11 protein-coding genes are annotated in these 17792 nt (G+C 45.6%); 8 read left to right on the top strand and 3 right to left on the bottom strand.

The window, feature by feature from the left end; genetic code table 11:
- Positions 1 to 19: 19 nt before the first annotated feature.
- Complete coding sequence (locus tag ABMY42_RS02650) at positions 20 to 2326, bottom strand: multiheme c-type cytochrome (RefSeq protein ID WP_349265927.1); 2307 nt, start codon at positions 2324 to 2326, stop codon at positions 20 to 22.
- 149 nt (positions 2327 to 2475) lie between these two features.
- Entirely contained in the window at positions 2476 to 4023 is a 1548-nt protein-coding gene (locus tag ABMY42_RS02645) for an arylsulfatase (RefSeq protein ID WP_005447192.1), read from the bottom strand.
- Positions 4024 to 4369: 346 nt separating this feature from the next.
- On the opposite strand from ABMY42_RS02645, the gene ABMY42_RS02640 reads away from it, so the two are divergent.
- From ABMY42_RS02640 to ABMY42_RS02615, 6 genes are all read left to right on the top strand, one after another.
- Positions 4370 to 5935: an arylsulfatase gene (locus ABMY42_RS02640; protein WP_005447193.1), complete on the top strand. Its 1566-nt coding sequence runs from the start codon at positions 4370 to 4372 to the stop codon at positions 5933 to 5935.
- Between the two features lie 266 nt (positions 5936 to 6201).
- On the top strand, positions 6202 to 6960 hold the full coding sequence (locus tag ABMY42_RS02635) for a response regulator transcription factor (RefSeq protein ID WP_349265926.1): 759 nt from the start codon (positions 6202 to 6204) through the stop codon (positions 6958 to 6960).
- Entirely contained in the window at positions 6957 to 8297 is a 1341-nt protein-coding gene (locus ABMY42_RS02630; protein ID WP_038898244.1) for a sensor histidine kinase, read from the top strand. The genes ABMY42_RS02635 and ABMY42_RS02630 overlap by 4 nt, the downstream gene beginning before the upstream one ends.
- A gap of 108 nt (positions 8298 to 8405) precedes the next feature.
- Positions 8406 to 10331 carry a TonB-dependent receptor gene (locus tag ABMY42_RS02625; RefSeq protein WP_349265925.1) on the top strand — a complete coding sequence of 642 codons (1926 nt, stop codon included), beginning with the start codon at positions 8406 to 8408 and terminating at the stop codon, positions 10329 to 10331.
- A gap of 131 nt (positions 10332 to 10462) precedes the next feature.
- Positions 10463 to 12820 (top strand): fatty acid cis/trans isomerase, encoded by a 2358-nt coding sequence (locus tag ABMY42_RS02620; protein WP_349265924.1) that lies wholly within the window; start codon positions 10463 to 10465, stop codon positions 12818 to 12820.
- A gap of 18 nt (positions 12821 to 12838) precedes the next feature.
- Positions 12839 to 13030 (top strand): hypothetical protein, encoded by a 192-nt coding sequence (locus ABMY42_RS02615; RefSeq protein ID WP_005447215.1) that lies wholly within the window; start codon positions 12839 to 12841, stop codon positions 13028 to 13030.
- Positions 13031 to 13128: 98 nt separating this feature from the next.
- On the opposite strand, the gene torS is transcribed toward ABMY42_RS02615, so the two are convergent.
- The gene (gene torS, locus ABMY42_RS02610) at positions 13129 to 16092 is read right to left on the bottom strand and encodes a TMAO reductase system sensor histidine kinase/response regulator TorS (RefSeq protein WP_009697255.1); all 2964 of its coding nucleotides are present in this window, start codon (positions 16090 to 16092) and stop codon (positions 13129 to 13131) included.
- Positions 16093 to 16135: 43 nt separating this feature from the next.
- Between torS and torT the strand changes: the two genes are divergently transcribed.
- Together torT and ABMY42_RS02600 are read left to right on the top strand one after the other, a co-directional pair.
- Positions 16136 to 17185 carry a TMAO reductase system periplasmic protein TorT gene (torT, locus tag ABMY42_RS02605; RefSeq protein ID WP_080573709.1) on the top strand — a complete coding sequence of 350 codons (1050 nt, stop codon included), beginning with the start codon at positions 16136 to 16138 and terminating at the stop codon, positions 17183 to 17185.
- 64 nt (positions 17186 to 17249) lie between these two features.
- Positions 17250 to 17705: a methylglyoxal synthase gene (locus tag ABMY42_RS02600; protein ID WP_005447220.1), complete on the top strand. Its 456-nt coding sequence runs from the start codon at positions 17250 to 17252 to the stop codon at positions 17703 to 17705.
- Positions 17706 to 17792 lie beyond the last annotated feature (87 nt).

Below are 17792 nucleotides of genomic sequence, written 5' to 3'. Positions count from 1 at the left end.
CAATAACTTACCGCCAATTTTAATTTGAAATTGTAGCTCGTAATTGTTGAATAACCTCCGCTGGAGCCACTTCTGCAAGCTGCTTAATACATTGTTCAAAAGCAAAAGCTACGGCGCCTTGTTTATAGTTGCGCGCTAACACTTCACACTCGGCGTACAAATGCTGCGGATTTCCACCCACTTGGTAGGCTGTGCTCAGTGCTTTGCTTGCCGCGAGTATGTCACTCTTCTCTAACGCCAAACCATACACATACCAATACTGCGGGTTGTGTTCTGCCGTTTCAGCCGCTTGTTTCAAATATTGGTTTGCCTTAACGCCATCTCCAACACGAAGCCATGCCAAACCAGCGCTGTAAGGCAAAGCACTCGATTTAGGTTGCGCTTCAATCCCTGCCATCAAGGTTTCTAGTGCTTTTCTGTCGTTACCTTGTGTACGGTACAAATCCGCTAAGTTGGCGTAGCTGTTTTCAAAGTAAGGCTCTATTTCAATGGCTTTTTGATAAGACGCAATGGCTTTACCTGTTTCTCCAAGAGCTCGATAGACATTTGCTAGGTTGGTTCGTCCAAAACCTCGATCCGCATTGAAACGCTGGATTGCCATGTAGTCTTCCAACGGCTGTTTGATCTTGTCGCGTTGCAGCGGATTCATTTCTGGATAATGACGAACCAAAGCAGCCGCGGCTTCAGCGCGAACGGACAATACTGGGTCAGTTAGTAATGGTTCGAGAATTTGCCAACGATCGCTAAATTCATAACCAGAAGAACCAGCAACGGCACCCAAACGGATCATATCGCTTTCATGTTTTACTGCCCTCGCTAATGAAACCAAAGTGTTCTGTCCGGCATTGCCACCCATACGTTCTAAAGCAGACGCACGAATAATATCGCTTAACGATGCGTCTTGAGCCGAATATGCTAATGCATCAGGCGCACCACGATGACCAATAGAATCCGCGTAAAATGCGACCGCGAAGTGTTGTTGGTTTCGGTATTTTGAATTCGGGAACCATTCGCCTATTTTCTTATCTGCCCACTGATTGGTTTCGTCTTCATGACAAGACGTACAGACGTTTGGCGTATTAATATGCATACTCAAATCTGGGCGCGGCACATGCCAACTGTGATCACGACGCGGGTCCACTTGCATGTAAGTCGTTTCTGGCATGTGACAAGTTGTGCATTGCGATGCCTCAGTATTTGCCTCATGGAAAGTGTGATTTTCCGGCATGTAGCCAGACGCAATATGGCACTGAGCACAAACCGCTTCTTCTGGGATCTTCAACTCTGCGGTATGCGGATCATGGCAGTTAGTACAAGTAACGCCTTTTTCTGCCATGGCAGATTGCAAAAATGAACCGTAGACGTAATCTTCATCATAGATTTGACCATCGTGATAATAGAGCTCTGGTGTGATTAAGCTAAGACGATATTTATCTAGGAACGAACCTTTTACGTGATCTTCAGTTTCGTTGAGCTGCGTACGACGACTATGGCACTGCGCGCACGTTTGAACTTGGTGCGTCATCGCTATTTCTTTTGGCTGGAGCGTACTGTGCCCTTCTTCGTAGACCCATTCTTTTACAGCCAGACCTAAATCTCGGTCAAAACCATAGTGATTCGCTGAGACGATGGTATTTCCAGATTTTTCCGCTTGTTTGGCAAGCTCTACATGTTCGCTGGCAGGACCGTGGCACGCTTCACAACCCACATTGATCTCAGACCACGTGGTTGAATACGTATTGGTTTTGGCGTCGTAGTTCTTTTCTAGATTCGTTGAGTGGCAATCGGCACACATGAAGTTCCAATTCTGCCCCGTATTCGTCCAATAGAATTCATCTTTTGGCGTGGTATCTGGATATAGGTGAAACCAGCGCTGACCACCTTGTTGCTTGGTTCTCGAATCCCATGCAAAAGGAATGAGTTGGACTCGCCCATCTTCAAACTCCACCATGTATTGTTGAAGCGGTTCCCATGCAAAGGTGTAGCTAATTTTGTAGTCGTGCCACTCTCCGTCTGGACCTTGGATATTGACCCAATACTCGTCCCCTTTTCGATAAAAACGGTTTGGCTTTCCTTCGAATGTAAACGTGTGCTCGTTAAAGTCACCCAATACGGACTGTGCATCAGCATGCCTCATCGCCATATCATGATGAGATCCTTGCCACGCTTTGGTTTCTTTTTGGTGACAATCTACGCAAGCTTCACTGCCTACGTAAGTTAGCGTTGATGATTCGGTTGATTGCGGTGTTTCCTGCGCAAACAGAGAAAAACTGACGAGCGCTGCAAGACCAGTTAAGGTCTGCTTCCAACTTGCCCACTGAGTCATAACTGTCCTTGTGTGATTCTTTTTATTCTCTGATCAAAGATAGAAGTGTTTTTTCTTTTTAGACAAGCAATTACATAGGTTTTAAGAAAAACTCAAACGAGGCGCAAAAAAAGAGGCTCCGAAGAGCCCCACATTTGGTTGCAATCAATCTATTTATTGTGACTTTCTTGCAGTTTCTCCATCACCTGATCAAGTGAGAAGCTCGCAGCTTTCTGCCTTGGAGGGAATTCTTGGAATGTTTCTAAGAACTTGCCCACATAAGCCTGTGCAGGAACAAGCATATACGCATGGTCGATCAACCAATCGTAATACGTGTTCGACGTAATATCTGCGACTTCGTATGGGTCCATGCGTAGATTGAAGATCTTAGGCACACGCAACGGTGTAAACGGTTCAGCCCAAATTTGCAACGTACCTTTCGCGCGCTGCTCTAGGAATACAATCTTCCAGTTGCGGAAACGCAGTGAGCTCAAATCACCATCGTCTGTAAAGTAGAAGATTTCTTCACGTGGCCCTTTGTCCTCTTTACCAGTTAGGTAAGGCAGGAAGTTGTAACCATCAAGATGGTTTTTGAACGTCTTATCTCCTGCTTTATAGCCTTTCAGGAGTTTCTCTTTGATTTGATCATCGCCTGCTGCCGCTAGGAATGTTGGCATCCAGTCCATATGATGCATGATCTCGTTAGACACGCTTCCCGGCTCAATTTTACCCGGCCAACGAACCATAGCGGGAACACGGAATGCGCCTTCCCAGTTAGTATTTTTCTCACCACGGAATGGCGTTGTACCTGCATCTGGCCACGAGTTCATGTGTGGACCGTTATCAGTGGAGTAAAATACGATGGTGTTATCTTGAATGCCAAGATCATCCACTTTCTTCAATAGCTGACCAACATGGTTATCGTGCTCAACCATGCCGTCGGCATAAAAACTGATGCCAGTTTTGCCCAAGTTGTCTTCTTTGACGTGAGTGCGGAAATGCATGCGTGTGGCATTCCACCAAACGAAGAACGGTTTGTCGGCTTTCACCGCCCGATCCATAAAATCAAGTGCCGCATCTAGCGTTTCTTCATCTACGGTTTCCATTCGCTTACGAGTGAGCGGCCCCGTATCTTCAATTTTGCCATCAGCAAAGGATTTAATGACACCACGAGGACCAAATTTCTTACGGAATTCTGGGTCTTTCGGGTAATCAACATTTTCCGGTTCTTCCTCGGCGTTCAAGTGATAAAGGTTGCCAAAAAATTCGTCGAAGCCATGATTGGTTGGAAGATGTTCGTCTTTATCGCCTAAGTGGTTTTTACCAAATTGCCCCGTCATATAACCTAAAGGTTTAAGCATTTCTGCAATCGTTGCATCTTCTGCTTGCAAGCCTAGGTCAGCCCCCGGAAGACCAACTTTACTCAAGCCGGTTCGCAGCACTGTTTGACCCGTAATAAAGGTGGAGCGACCCGCGGTACATGATTGTTCGCCATAGTAGTCGGTGAACATCATACCTTCTTTTGCGATTCTATCGATGTTTGGGGTTTTGTAGCCCATGAGGCCGAACGTATAGGCGCTGATATTCGACTGACCAATATCATCACCCCAGATAACCAGAATGTTCGGTTTTTCTGCTGCGATACTGCTACTTGTCGCGCCGATAAAAGCAGCGGCAAGAATCGCTAATCGGCGTTTAACGCCATAATTCGCTGTCATATAAACCTCTGTCTGTATTAGAAAAGTGCATCCTGCACACAAACGTATAGCTCACAAAACAGACTAATGCGAATCCAATAGCATAATTAAAATTAAGTTAAAACTAAGGTCTTATAAGCTCTAAACCAAAGGGGAATTAACGTGACCCAAGTCTCGCTTCAGTTTTCCATACAAAAGGTAAGGTTTGAATATTAAACCAAGAAAACAAAGAGTTACGCGTCTGCATAACTTATGGTTATAAACACTATAAAGCGACATTCTTCAATTGCATCATTAACTTAATAGCCAACGAAGCGTAGGCGGTCCCTAAGCTTCTCTTCCAACTTTCAACCAATTTGGAGTTTTTATGGCTAACCAAATGAGCAAGCTGGCTGTCGGTCTCGGCGTACTGGCAACCTCAAGCGCAGCAGTGGCGGCAGACAAACCGAATATCCTAGCGATTTTTGGTGATGATGTTGGTTACTGGAACATCAGTGCATACAACCAAGGTATGATGGGTTACGAAACCCCGAATATCGACCGTATCGCAAACGAAGGTGCACTATTTACTGATCACTACGGTCAGCAATCTTGTACTGCAGGCCGTGCAGCATTCATCACAGGCCAAGAACCGTTCCGTACTGGCTTGCTTACAATTGGTATGCCAGGCTCAACTCACGGCATCCCTGATTGGGCACCGACCATTGCAGACTTGTTAAAAGAGCAAGGCTACATGACGGCTCAGTTCGGTAAGAACCACTTGGGTGACCAAGACCAACACTTGCCAACTAACCATGGTTTCGACGAGTTCTTTGGTAACCTTTACCACCTAAACGCTGAAGAAGAGCCAGAAACATATTACTACCCGAAAGACCCTGAATTCCGTAAAAACTACGGCCCTCGCGGTGTAATCAAGTCATTTGCTGACGGTAAGATCGAAGACACAGGTCCTATGACACGTAAGCGTATGGAGCATGCCGATGAAGAATTCCTAGAAACGTCATTGGCGTTCATGGAAAAAGCCGTAAAAGCGGACAAGCCTTTCTTCATCTGGCATAACACAACACGCATGCACGTATGGACTCGCCTTCAAGAGAAATACCAAGGTAAATCAGGCATCAGTATCTACGCCGATGGCATGTTAGAGCATGATGATCAAGTGGGTATTCTACTGGACAAATTGGATGAGCTAGGCGTCGCAGACAACACCATCGTTATCTACTCAACCGATAACGGTGCAGAGACTGTATCGTGGCCTGACGGCGGTGCAACACCATTCCACGGTGAAAAAGGCACGACATGGGAAGGCGGTATGCGTGTTCCTCAGCTCGTTCGTTGGCCTGGCGTAATCGAACCAGGTACTAAGATCAACGAAATGATGGCGCACCAAGACTGGTTACCAACACTGATGGCAGCAGCAGGCGTTCCTGACGTGAAAGAGAAACTGGCTAAAGGCTATAAAGCAAATGGCAAAGACTGGCGCGTACATATTGATGGCTACAACTTCATGCCTTACTTCCAAGGTAAAGAAGAGAAAGGTCCGCGTGAATCACTACTGTACTTCACAGCAAACGGTGAGCTAAACGCAGTTCGCTGGAACGATTGGAAACTGCATTTCGCAACACTAGAAGGTAACATTACGGACGCGGTACGCTTCGCACCAAACTGGCCGAAGATCATCCACCTACGTGCTGACCCATTCGAGAAAGCGCCTCACGAGTCTGGTATGTACTTGCGCTGGATGGCTGACAACATGTGGTTGTTTGTACCTATCCAAGACGTGCTAGGTGAGTTCTTCAAGACACTACCGGATTACCCAATGCAGCAAGGTCAAATGATGAACCCTGCATCAATTAGCTACCAATCTCTTGGTCTACAAGGGAAAATGAAACAGCTAGAACAACTTCAGCAAGAAGTTAAGAAAATGAAATAGTTTCTTTTGCTACTACCGAAAAAACCCGCCAGCCTTGGTGGGTTTTCTTTTTTCACTTTTATCCGTTAGCCGCTTGTTCTTTACTAATTGACCGACCTATATCACACGTTCGCATCACCTCCCTCTCAGATAACGAAACTTCTAATTAGGTCGCACTTTGACGCTCTATTACTAATAACTGATAGCTTTCTCATTCAGCACATTGATTTTCACTAGTTGATTTTTGATAATAGTTCGCATTATCAAATAATGAGTAATGCATCAACATGTTCAGTCCAACGTCAGCCGCTAGCACTTCTCATCAAAACTGGTCGTCTAGTGCTCCCTCAACTGCTCCTTCTATTTTGTTAGTTGAAGATGATCCCGACCTCAACCTTCAACTCACAGAACTACTCAAAGAGCAAGGTTACAACGTGAGTTCTATGTACAGTGGTGACGATGGAGTAAGCGCATTTCATCAACAAACGTTCGACTTGGTGATTTTAGATGTGAACCTACCTAACCTTGATGGATTTGAAGTGCTCAATGTGATTCGATCTCAGTCGCAAACCCCCGTTGTCATGCTCACCGCTTACGGTGCGGAAGAATATCGAATTCAAGGTCTTAAATGTGGTGCTGATGATTACATTACTAAACCCTGTAACTTCACCGAGGTTAGCTTACGTGTTGAAGCGATACTGCGCCGAACCCAACTGATTCAACAACCTAACTCTGCCACAAAACTCACTGATAGAGAGCTTCTTCTCAGTAAGCAGACGCATTCCGTTACGCTTCATCACCGCCCAGAAATGGAACCTGTTCAACTCACACCGATTCAGTTCAAGTTACTTTGGACTTTAATCGAACATCGCGGTGAAGTGTTAAGTAAACCCTTTCTCTATCAGACCGTTCTAGAGCGTCAGTTCAGTCAATACGACCGTGCTCTTGATATGCACTTAAGCCGAGTACGCAAGCGCCTCATCGCAGAGGGAATGTCTAACGACCGCATCCAAACCGTTCATGGCAAGGGATACATTTTTAAATGAAAAAAATGCTGTTTTGGCGGCTATTTATCGTCTTATCCCTTGGAGTGGTGATCTTTTTCTCTCTGATTCATAGTGCTGCCATCCTCTCTAACGAGAAAATGAGCTATTTAAAGAAGTCTCATCGTCAACAAATTTTAGATTGGGGCAATACCGCACAAACCTTCATTGACCAACAAGATTGGCACGGACTTGATGTTTGGCTGGAAGAGCTTGCTATCAAAGAATCAACTTGGGCAACCGTGTTGCAATCCCATCTTGACGTAAAAGGAGGGAACCCGCTCAACCAACGTTTTTGGCAAGGTTATGGAATTGGTCGAAGTGTAGAGTGGAAGATTCACCTCGATTTCCCAGACAACCCAATTATGGAAGTCCCACTCTCTCCATTCGGATACCACTTTTTGATTCTGCTACCAGATCGAATGCGACCGGGAACCTACATGTCTCACGCGTTTTGGTTGTTTCGCTTTGTGATTCCCTTTCTTTCTCTACTAGCACTGACTGTGTATTTGTACCGTTATGTCATGCGCCCCTTGCAGCAGTTTCATCGTGCCAGTCAAGCTTTTAGTCAGGGCGATTACTCTGCCCGTATTGGGCATACCATGAAACTAGGCAACGACGAGATTAGCCAAGTCGCTCGTACTTTCGACAAAATGGCGGAACGAACGTCAGATGTGATTCAGCACAACCGCAACCTTATTGCGGACATGTCACATGAGATACGTACCCCACTCGCTCGAATTGAGATGGCAATTGACTGCGTAGATAAAAATATCGAACGCGAGCAAATGCTAGAACGAATCAAAAGCGATACTCAAAAAATGCGAGCGACCGCCGAAGACACACTGACCCTTGCGTGGATTGAAAATGAGCAACCAAACTTAAGAACCGAGTCGTTTGATCTCGCCGAGCTAATTGAAATCATCGTAGAAGATGCGCGTTTTGAATACCCGGATAAACAGGTTTCATTGCTGCAAGATCATTCTCTTCCTCTACAAGATTCGAACCAAATGGCGCTCAGCCAATCTTTGGAGAACATCATTCGTAACGGCCTGCGATACACGCAAACAAAAGAAACGTTAGACATTCGTGTTCTCACCAAATCCAATCATTATCAAATCTTGATTACTGATTCAGGTCCGGGTATCGACCCTAGTCTGTATCGACAAATCTTCAAACCCTTCTTTAAAGCAAATAACCAAGTCACATCCCGAAAAGGCTTTGGTGTAGGTCTTGCGCTCGCCAAGCGCCACATCGAAGCAGTAGGCGGCAAGATCACCGCTTACAACGCAGAACCAAAGGGATTGACGATGGATATTTCATTACCTAAACGACGCTAACTCCAGCTCACTGCAAGGATTGTAACAGTTGTAAAAGTCGTTTACTCAGAGTGTAAGAATCACCAAAATCTCACTCGATAATAATTCTCATTAACAATGGAGGTTACGGTGTCTGCTTCAACCGTATTTAAGCTAAGCCCACTTACCATCGCGCTTTTGGTTGCATCACAAGCGACATACGCCAAGGATGACATCGAAATTGTCGAAGTTACTGGGCACACGCCTGAAGGCGTCGATATCACAATCGATTCCGATCAGCTCGCTAAATCCCAAGCGCAAGACTTGAACGACATTTTCCGTAAAGATGCAGAAGTTAGCGTCGGTGGCTCTTCTGGCGTTTCTCAAAAGGTCTATGTCCGTGGTCTGGAAGATACCATGTTGAATGTATCTATCGACGGTGCGGAGCAATCCGGTAACCTATTCCACCATCAAGGTCGACTCTCTATTGAACCTGAACTTCTCAAGCAAGTTGATGTGAGTGCTGGTACAGGTCGTGCAACAGACGGACCAGGTGCACTCGGTGGCGCGATTAAGTTCACCACTAAAGATGCACACGATCTCCTTGCCGCAGGTGAAACCTATGGTGCGATGCTAAAAGGCGGTTATTACACCAATAATGAGGGTTACAAGGTTTCAGCAAGTTTATACGGAGAAGTCGCTGATCAGCTTGGTCTTCTGGCTTCATTTGGTTACGTCGACGGCGATAACATCGAAGACGGTAAAGGTCAGGAACAACCCTACACAGCGTTAGAGCAACAAATTGCGCTTCTAAAGCTTTCTGGTCAGTTGAATGACGAACATTACTTATCTATCAGTTACGATTACCGCAATGATGATGGTCGACGTTTAAATCGCCCTCACTTCCAGCCAAGCTTTAAAAATGCGCCTCTCGATCAAGAAACCGATCGTTCTACTTTTACTCTGAATCACAAATACACAGCAAGCGAATTGTTTAATTTAGACACCACGCTCTACTACACCGATAGTCGCTTAGCTCATAAAGATCACCCCCGCTGGGGCACCAGTGATGGTTCGATCCAGACTACTGGTATAAAGATATTCAACACGAGTAAATTGACTGACCACACTTTGGTCTATGGCTTGGATTACAAGAAAGACAAATCGGAATTTGAAACCAACTACGATGGTAAAAAGGATGATGAAGAAAAAGGCACAGTCTATGGTCTGTTTGTCCAAGATGATTGGATGTTAACAGAAACCATCATTCTAACCGCTGGTGCTCGTTACGATTGGTACGAGTTAACCGATAACAAGGACCAAGACTTCGACTCAAACGGTTTTAGCCCTAACGTAGGTATTAATTACAATGCATTGGAAGGCTTGAACCTATTTGCTAGTTATGCGGAAGCGTTCCGTGGTCAACAAATCAAAGAACTGTTTGTTATCGATTACCGCGAAAATGACCCAAATCGTAAACCTGAAGAAGCACGCAACTTAGAGCTAGGGGCAAATTACCAATACGATGATTTCTTTGCTGGCGTCACCTTCTTCGATAGCACAATCAAAGACGTGGTAACAAACCAAGGCGCGGTTTACACCAACGTGGGCGATTTAGATAACCAAGGTGTTACCGCTTACTTAGGCTATGCAATTGCTGATGTATCAGCTCGATTGAGTTACAACCAATCCCGTCCAGAGCTAAACGGCTCACCGCTTTCTGATGAAGATTCCACATTGGGAACATCGATTGGTGATACTTGGGTACTTGATCTTATCTACCAACCAATGGAAACCCTTGAGTTTGGTTGGAATGCACGATTTGTTGAACGCTTGACCGATGTAGCGGATCCAACCGTCCATCCAGAAAAGCCAGGCTATGGTGTGCATGACGTTTACGCATACTGGATGCCATTAGCTGATGAAGAACTTTCCTTAACCCTATCGGTGAAGAACGTCTTTGATAAGTACTACTTCGACCATGCCTCATACATGGCATACATCGGAAGCCCAGTAGCACAAGGGTATGCGAGCCCAGGTCGAGACTTCCGATTTAACGTCACTTACGCGTTCTAGATTCGAGTGAGTACATTGCCATTGACCTAACGATAACAACTCAGAAATCGGGGCGAATTGCTCCGATTTTTGGTATTTAGCGGCGTATTTTGCTTTAATTAACGCAAATTCAATTTACTCAAAATAACTCAATGAATTTACGTTTAATTTTTACACTGTCTATTGCCACTCTATTTGCGGGTTGTGCGACCTATGCAGGACTAAACTACGATAAACTGTTTGGTCCTGAGCAAGTTCGCGAGCGAACCGCAACGATTGATACGCCACAAGCGGATTTCTTTCAACATGACGTCAAACCTATTGTTGATAATCGCTGTGTGGTTTGCCATGCCTGCTACGATGCCCCTTGTCAGCTCAAACTTTCTTCCGTAGAAGGCATAGACCGCGGAGCAAGCAAAGCTTTAGTATATGAAGGCACTCGCCTCACTGCCGCTGCCCCAACTCGTCTATTTGAAGATGCACAAACCACTCAGGAGTGGCGTGACGCTGGCTTCCATCCTGTGCTTAACGAACGTGAGCAGAGCATGGCGGCTAACATGGATGCGGGTCTAATTGCACGAATGCTGCAACAAAAGGAACGTCACCCTCTTCCCGACCAAGTTCAGTTAGAAGGCTTCGATTTTTCTATCGATCGTGAACAAACCTGTCCGACCATTGAAGAATACGCGCAATATGAGCAAGACAACCCAACATGGGGAATGCCTTTTGGTATGCCGAACTTAACTTCAGCGGAGTATCAAACATTGATGCTTTGGTTAAAGAACGGCGCGATCATGAACGCACATGTACCGTTAACCGAGCAACAACAAACAGAAGTAGACAAGTACGAAGCGTTACTCAACAAGGGCTCTCGTAAGAATCAACTTGCTGCTCGTTACATTTACGAACATCTGTTCTTATCTCACCTATATTTCTCTGAATTAGATGGAGAACAACCTCGATTCTTTATATTAGTTCGCTCTGCGACGCCTCCCGGCGAGCCTGTAAAACGCATTACCACACGTCGTCCATATGATGCCCCCAAAGTGGAACGCGTTTACTACCGTATTATTCCAGAGCAAGGCACTATCGTGGATAAGACCCACATGCCGTTTGCCTTGAATAAACAACGCATTGATAACTGGAAAAAGTGGTTTATTGATGCCGATTACAAAGTGGCACAACTGCCAAGCTACGAGCCAGAAGTCGCTGCTAACCCAATGACTGCATTCATTGACCTACCAGTGAAATCTCGCTTCAAGTTCATGCTGGATAATGCACAAAACACCATTATGGCTTACATCAAAGGTCCGGTGTGTCGCGGTCAATTAGCATTGAATGTAATTAACGACCGTTTCTGGGTGTTCTTCCTCGATCCAGACAAAGCGGATATTCCCGAGGTGAACGAGTTTTATCGTTCACAAGCAGACAATTTGAAGCTTCCGGGCGAGTTAGAAAGCAATACTGTACCAGTAACAAACTGGGTGAAGTACTCACGCCAGCAAGCTCGTTACCTAGAGGCTAAATCAGACTTCATCAACAAATGGTTCAAAAACGGCGAGCATCTTTCTACGGATGTGATTTGGGATGGTAACGGCACCAATCCGAATGCAGCGCTAACGGTATTCCGCCACTTTGACAGTGCATCTGTCGTGCAGGGTTTAGTCGGAGAACAACCAAAAACAGCTTGGGTGCTGGACTATGCCCTACTTGAGCGAATTCACTACCTTCTCGTTGCTGGGTTTGATGTTTACGGCAACTTTGGTCATCAGTTGATCACTCGTATGTTCATGGACTTCCTTCGTCTTGAAGGGGAGAGTAATTTTATTGCCCTATTGCCTGCCGATATGCGTCATCAAGAGCATTCAAGTTGGTACCAAGATCAACCGCGTCAGCTAAGCGACTTCTTGCAGCGTAATGTCGCACCATTTAGCCAACCGACTAGCGTTGTGTACCATACTGACGACCCGAAATCCGAACTGCTCGACATCTTGCACAAGCAGGTTTCACCTATCCTGTTACCACGTTATGACATTGTAGATACCTCACTAACGGTGGAGAGTGAGCAGCAGTTGGCAAGCATCAACCAAGTTCGTGGAGAGGGACTCCAAACTGTGCCGCAAATCACCATACTGATGGTGCGCAGTAATTCCGGTCAAGATGAGCTGTTTACCCTGCTGCATAATAACGCGCATATCAATATTTCTAGTTTGTTTGATGAAGAAAGTAACCGTGACTTCGCAAATGATGATATGACCATCGTTCGAGGTGTTGTTGGCAGTTACCCAGCTGCGTTTTTCTCAATTGACGAAAATCAGGTAAAAGAATTTGTCGATCAATTTAGTGCTCTAAAATCCGAGTCAGATTACGTTAAGTTACTGGATAATTTTGCGATTCGCCGAAGCTCAGAAAAGTTCTGGCCGTTTAGCGATCGTATCCACGATTGGTATCGTACAAATCAACCGATCGAATTTGGTTTACTTGACTATAATCGTTTTGAGAATCGATGATGATTTAAGGGGGTTCTCATGAGTATCCGAGACAACATTGCCGCTCTCGAGCAACAGATTTACGTTGCTTGCTCAGAGGGGGATTACGATACGGTCAACATGCTTGAGCACCAACTCGAATACTTGCGTGGCAGAATGGAGCATCCGTTCGAAGATGATCCTTATGCATTAGACACTCGGTTTGAGTGGGAAGATGATCTGACCGAATAGAAAAAAACCTCCGGCGTAAACCGGAGGTTTTTGTTTATCGGCATTGATCTGCTTGCTCGAATTTACCTTCTGGCTCAAGCAGGTAGCAAAATAGACGTTTATTCAGCCATCAGGTTATCAAGGGCATGAATCGACTCATCAACTTGCTCTTTTAGTGCACCTTGGTGTGTGGCGTACGCCTCCAATGGCTCAGCGGCAATTTCAACACATTGGCATGTATTCATTAATGCCGTCAGACCTAAACTGCCTGCGCTGCCTTTCAATTTGTGGGCAAGATCTTTCACGCCTCGGCTGTCACCACTTTCTGAAGACGTTTCCATTTGGCTTAGTACATCAGCGCTGGTTTGTCTGAACAAATCAATGATGTGCAGCATCTTTTCTCTGCCCAAAATCTTCATGTCTGACTGAATCACATTAGGGTTGATGATAACCATTGCTGGCTCCTCTGCTATCGTGTCTGTTGTGACCGCCGATTCGTTGTTGTCGGTCGTTGTTGTTATTTCATCATGTGGGATGCATTCCCCGCTTTGAGGAAGCAGCAGCTGTTTGCCATCCAACATATCTTGGATGAGCGCAGCAAGAGCTTCTTTTTCCATAGGTTTTGGTAAGTAGCCATCAAATCCCGCCGCCAAATAGCTTTCCACTTCTTCAGCAAATACATGAGCAGAAACCGCCACCATTGGCGTTGGTGCAAGTGCTTTATCCGCTGGTTTGTTGCGCTCTATGCGTTTAAGGCGGTGGATTAAATCAGCACCGTTACAATCTGGCAAGTTGATATCGACCAGTGCAATGTCGAAATCGTGCTTGTCAATGATCTGCTCCGCCTCTAAGCCATTTTCTGCCATGATAACTTGGTGTCCCATGCTCTCTAAGAAACCTTCCGCCACAACACGGTTTACAGGATTGTCTTCTACTAGCAGAACTTTCGCTTTCACTTTACAACGAGCGCTCGCGATGGAAACCGTCTCTACAGGCTCACTCTCTTCTAAAGGAATGGAGAACCAGAAACGGCTACCATGTCCTTCATCCGAATCCACATCCAAACGGCCCCCCATTGCTTGAATAATACGGCGGCTAATAGCAAGACCTAACCCGGTACCACCAGTTTGATTCAAACCGCCTTCAGCTTGTGTAAAGGCATCGAATAAGGTTTTTTGGTCTTTCTTTGCAATACCAATACCGGTATCCGAGACTTCGAACAGAACTTGCGATTCATCTTCTGGGTTCAAGCTGACATAGATGTCAATCTCACCTTGTTCGGTGAACTTAATCGCATTACCCACTAAGTTATTTAGAACTTGATTGATGCGCGTAACATCCCCTTTCCAGTAACGCCCTACATCACTTTCGATATGGTAAGAGAACAGCAGTTTTTTCTCTTGCGCTTTGCCGTTCATCAACTGGAATGTGTCTTCTATCATTTGGTGCAAGTCGAAACCTAAACTGCGGATCTCCAAATGTCCGGCTTCGATTTTCGAGTAATCAAGAACGTCATTCAAAATCGCCAGCAACGTTTTACCACTGCGGTTGATGATTTCTGCGTAACGCTTTTGAATTGGGTTCAGGCCGGAATCAATCAGCAGACGTGCCGTACCAAGCACACCATTCATCGGCGTACGAATCTCATGACTCATAGTAGCAAGGAAGGCAGACTTCGCTCGGCTGGCTTGTTCTGCTTGCTTACGTGCTTTCGCGTGGTTCAACACCTCTTCATTCAAACGGCGGTTTGCTTGTTTCAGCTGAGAAGTTCGTTGCTCAACCAGCTCTTCGAGGTGCTCTTTATGCTCTTCCAATTCACGCTTGGCTTTCGCTTCGCCCTCAGCAACCACCTTGAGGGCTTGCGCCGTATTACGAGCAGTAATGATGGCTTGCCCCATATGCGCCAGCTCATCTTTTCCTTTCACTTCCAGCTCTACCGCTAGGTTGCCCTGCGCAACAGAAAGCAGCGCCGAAGAGTATTCTGTCAAGCGCTTCACGACCGACACGTAAACCACACGCCAAAGAATAAGCACAACAATGATCAAACCAATGATCGAAATGACCGTCAGCGACCACTGAGCAAATTTCAAGGTACTTGTCAGTTGTTCAACCGCAATACGGGTAGTCTGGTTAGAATCATCCACCAGCTTGTTTACGGTGCTGTTTAACTCAGAGAAAAGCTCAAGCGTTTTTTGCATTAGTTGCTGAGACTGCTCGTTGTTCTCATATTGTTGAAGCAAAATGGTGAAGACAACTTGACGTTTACCCAGTTCAGTAAGAAGTTGGCTCATTTGCTCTGAGCGCGTTGGGTCTTCTACCGCTAACACTCGGCGTTTCATGATTTTTAGGTTGTCTTCGAACGCTGTTTGGATCTGTTGAATACGGTCTACGTTAGTCAGTGTGCGCGCTTCTTCAATTTGGTTGAGCATCTTGAAGGCGAGTAAATGCAGCTCGTGAAGTCGTTCGGTCAGGTCTAGGTCGACTTCCACTAACGCATCTAGCGCTTGATACACTTGATCTTTCTTGTTGGATTCAAGCAAATCATAAATATGCGTCACGTTCGCAACGGCAATGGTACTGGTGTTTTGCACTTGAGTACGCGTAAGTTGCTCCAACTCTTCACTCAATAAGCGCATTTCTTCTACACGCGTATCGATCTCTTTCGCTAGCCAAAGCTTGCGTTCTACCGTGACACCTAACTCCGCCAGGTTGTTAATGACGTTCTGGACGTTATTTTCCAATGCCTCTAGCAATTGTGAATCAAAAGACTCTCCACCCAGCTCTTTGATGTGAGTAAGTAAGGACTCAAGCTGATCAAATAAGACGCGCCCCGCCTCTTTACGCTCCTGTTCGTTTTGCGCATTGGACAACATTTGAACCGATGAAATGATGCGGGTACTGAGCTCTGACACTTGTCGAGCTTCAATCATTGCTGGTATGGCAGCATCTACCACGTTCCTTTCCGTTTTTGCCACCAGAGAAAACCCTGATACACCGATTAATGCTGATAACATCACCAACATTGCCATCGCAATGAAGGACAATAACAGTTTACGACCGATGCTTGCGGTAGCTAGCAACATATTTTCCTGACCTTAATATTCGTGTTCGGCGACATATTACGTTATATTTTGCAGTGTTTACTTAATCTATGCCAACGAACTTCATTTCATGGTTATAAATCAGCGTTCATTTCGCACAATTTTCAAACAATCTGCGCTAGCAATGACACTTTTCGCTTCAGTGCCGAGTTTTGCAGCAGAGAAAATCTGTGCCATTTACCCTCATTTAAAGGATTCATACTGGCTATCAGTAAACTATGGAATGGTTTCCGAAGCGGAAAAACTGGGTGTTAACCTGCGCGTACTTGAGGCAGGCGGTTATCCCAATAAAACGCGCCAAGAACAACAATTGGCTTTGTGCACTCAATGGGGTGCCGATGCCATTATCCTTGGTACCGTTGATCCACAAGCTTATGAGCACAACCTGAGAAACTGGGTTGGTAATACGCCTGTATTTGCTACCGTAAATCAACTCGACCTTGATGCAGAGCAAACCAAACTGCTTAAAGGCGTAGTTGGTGTGGACTGGTATTGGATGGGCTATGAAGCCGGCAAATACCTTGCAGAAAAGCACCCTAAAGGCTCGGGTAAAACCAATATTGCCCTACTGCTTGGTCCAAGAACGCGTGGTGGTACCAAACCGGTTACCACAGGTTTCTACGAAGCAATAAAGAACAGCGATATTCACATCGTGGATTCTTACTGGGCTGACAATGACAAAGAGTTACAGCGTAACCTAGTTCAGCGTGTTATTGATATGGGCGATATCGACTACATTGTCGGTAGTGCGGTTGCGATCGAAGCCGCGATCAGTGAACTACGCAGTGCAAACAAAACCAAGGACATTGGTTTGGTTTCCGTGTATCTCAGTCATGGTGTGTATCGTGGACTATTGCGTCATAAGGTGTTATTCGCTCCAACCGATAAAATGGTAGAACAAGGTCGTTTGTCTGTCCTTCAAGCGACGCACTATTTGCGTCATCAACCGTATGAAAAACATGCGTCTCCACAGATCAAACCATTGACGCCAAAGACACTTCACGACGATACAATTGAAGAATCGTTATCTCCGTCAGAATATAGGCCGACATTCAGCGTTAAGGCTGTTGATTGATAGGCAAAAAGTGTGTTTTATTGAACCGTAACAACTTTAAAATCATAAAAACGGAAATAACTTGATGCAAAAAACAACTCGTACCATGCCTGCGCACAAACATGTGGCATTGGTTGCCCACGATAATTGCAAACCTGAACTGCTTCGCTGGGTAAAAGAGAACAAAGAAAAGCTACAAAGCCATTTCTTGTATGCGACTGGCACAACGGGTCACATGCTAAGCAAAGAAACGGGCTTAGCGATCAAGAGCATGATCAGTGGTCCAATGGGAGGCGACCAGCAACTTGGAGCGCTGATTTCTGAAGGCAATATCGATGTTCTTGTGTTCTTCTGGGATCCGCTAAATGCTGTACCACATGACCCAGATGTAAAGGCACTACTACGTATTGCAAGTGTTTGGAACATTCCTGTAGCAACGAACCGCGCGACAGCGAAGTTCCTATTCAACTCTCCACTGATCGACCAAGAAGTGGATATTGAAGTGCCAGACTACGACGCATATATAGCAGAGCGCACTTAATTCCTCTGAGCGGATCGACTCGTCACAAATAAAACTCATCACAAGTAAAACAAAGGCGATACTGAGTATCGCCTTTGTTGTAATCAG

Source organism: Vibrio sp. SSH13-20 (genome assembly GCF_040104475.1).
GTDB lineage: Bacteria > Pseudomonadota > Gammaproteobacteria > Enterobacterales > Vibrionaceae > Vibrio > Vibrio harveyi.
The sequence above is the reverse complement of the archived record's forward strand: the minus strand, read 5'-3'. Positions and strand labels throughout refer to the sequence as shown.

Excerpts from the sequence above, each read along its gene's own strand:
- ABMY42_RS02640 (WP_005447193.1), top strand. The coding sequence starts at position 4,370 with ATGGCTAACCAAATGAGCAAGCTGGCTGTCGGTCTCGGCGTACTGGCA.
- ABMY42_RS02620 (WP_349265924.1), top strand. The coding sequence starts at position 10,463 with ATGAATTTACGTTTAATTTTTACACTGTCTATTGCCACTCTATTTGCG.
- ABMY42_RS02635 (WP_349265926.1), top strand. The coding sequence starts at position 6,202 with ATGTTCAGTCCAACGTCAGCCGCTAGCACTTCTCATCAAAACTGGTCG.
- ABMY42_RS02650 (WP_349265927.1), bottom strand. The coding sequence starts at position 2,326 with ATGACTCAGTGGGCAAGTTGGAAGCAGACCTTAACTGGTCTTGCAGCG.
- ABMY42_RS02600 (WP_005447220.1), top strand. The coding sequence starts at position 17,250 with ATGCAAAAAACAACTCGTACCATGCCTGCGCACAAACATGTGGCATTG.
- torS (WP_009697255.1), bottom strand. The coding sequence starts at position 16,092 with ATGTTGCTAGCTACCGCAAGCATCGGTCGTAAACTGTTATTGTCCTTC.
- ABMY42_RS02630 (WP_038898244.1), top strand. The coding sequence starts at position 6,957 with ATGAAAAAAATGCTGTTTTGGCGGCTATTTATCGTCTTATCCCTTGGA.
- ABMY42_RS02645 (WP_005447192.1), bottom strand. The coding sequence starts at position 4,023 with ATGACAGCGAATTATGGCGTTAAACGCCGATTAGCGATTCTTGCCGCT.
- ABMY42_RS02615 (WP_005447215.1), top strand. The coding sequence starts at position 12,839 with ATGAGTATCCGAGACAACATTGCCGCTCTCGAGCAACAGATTTACGTT.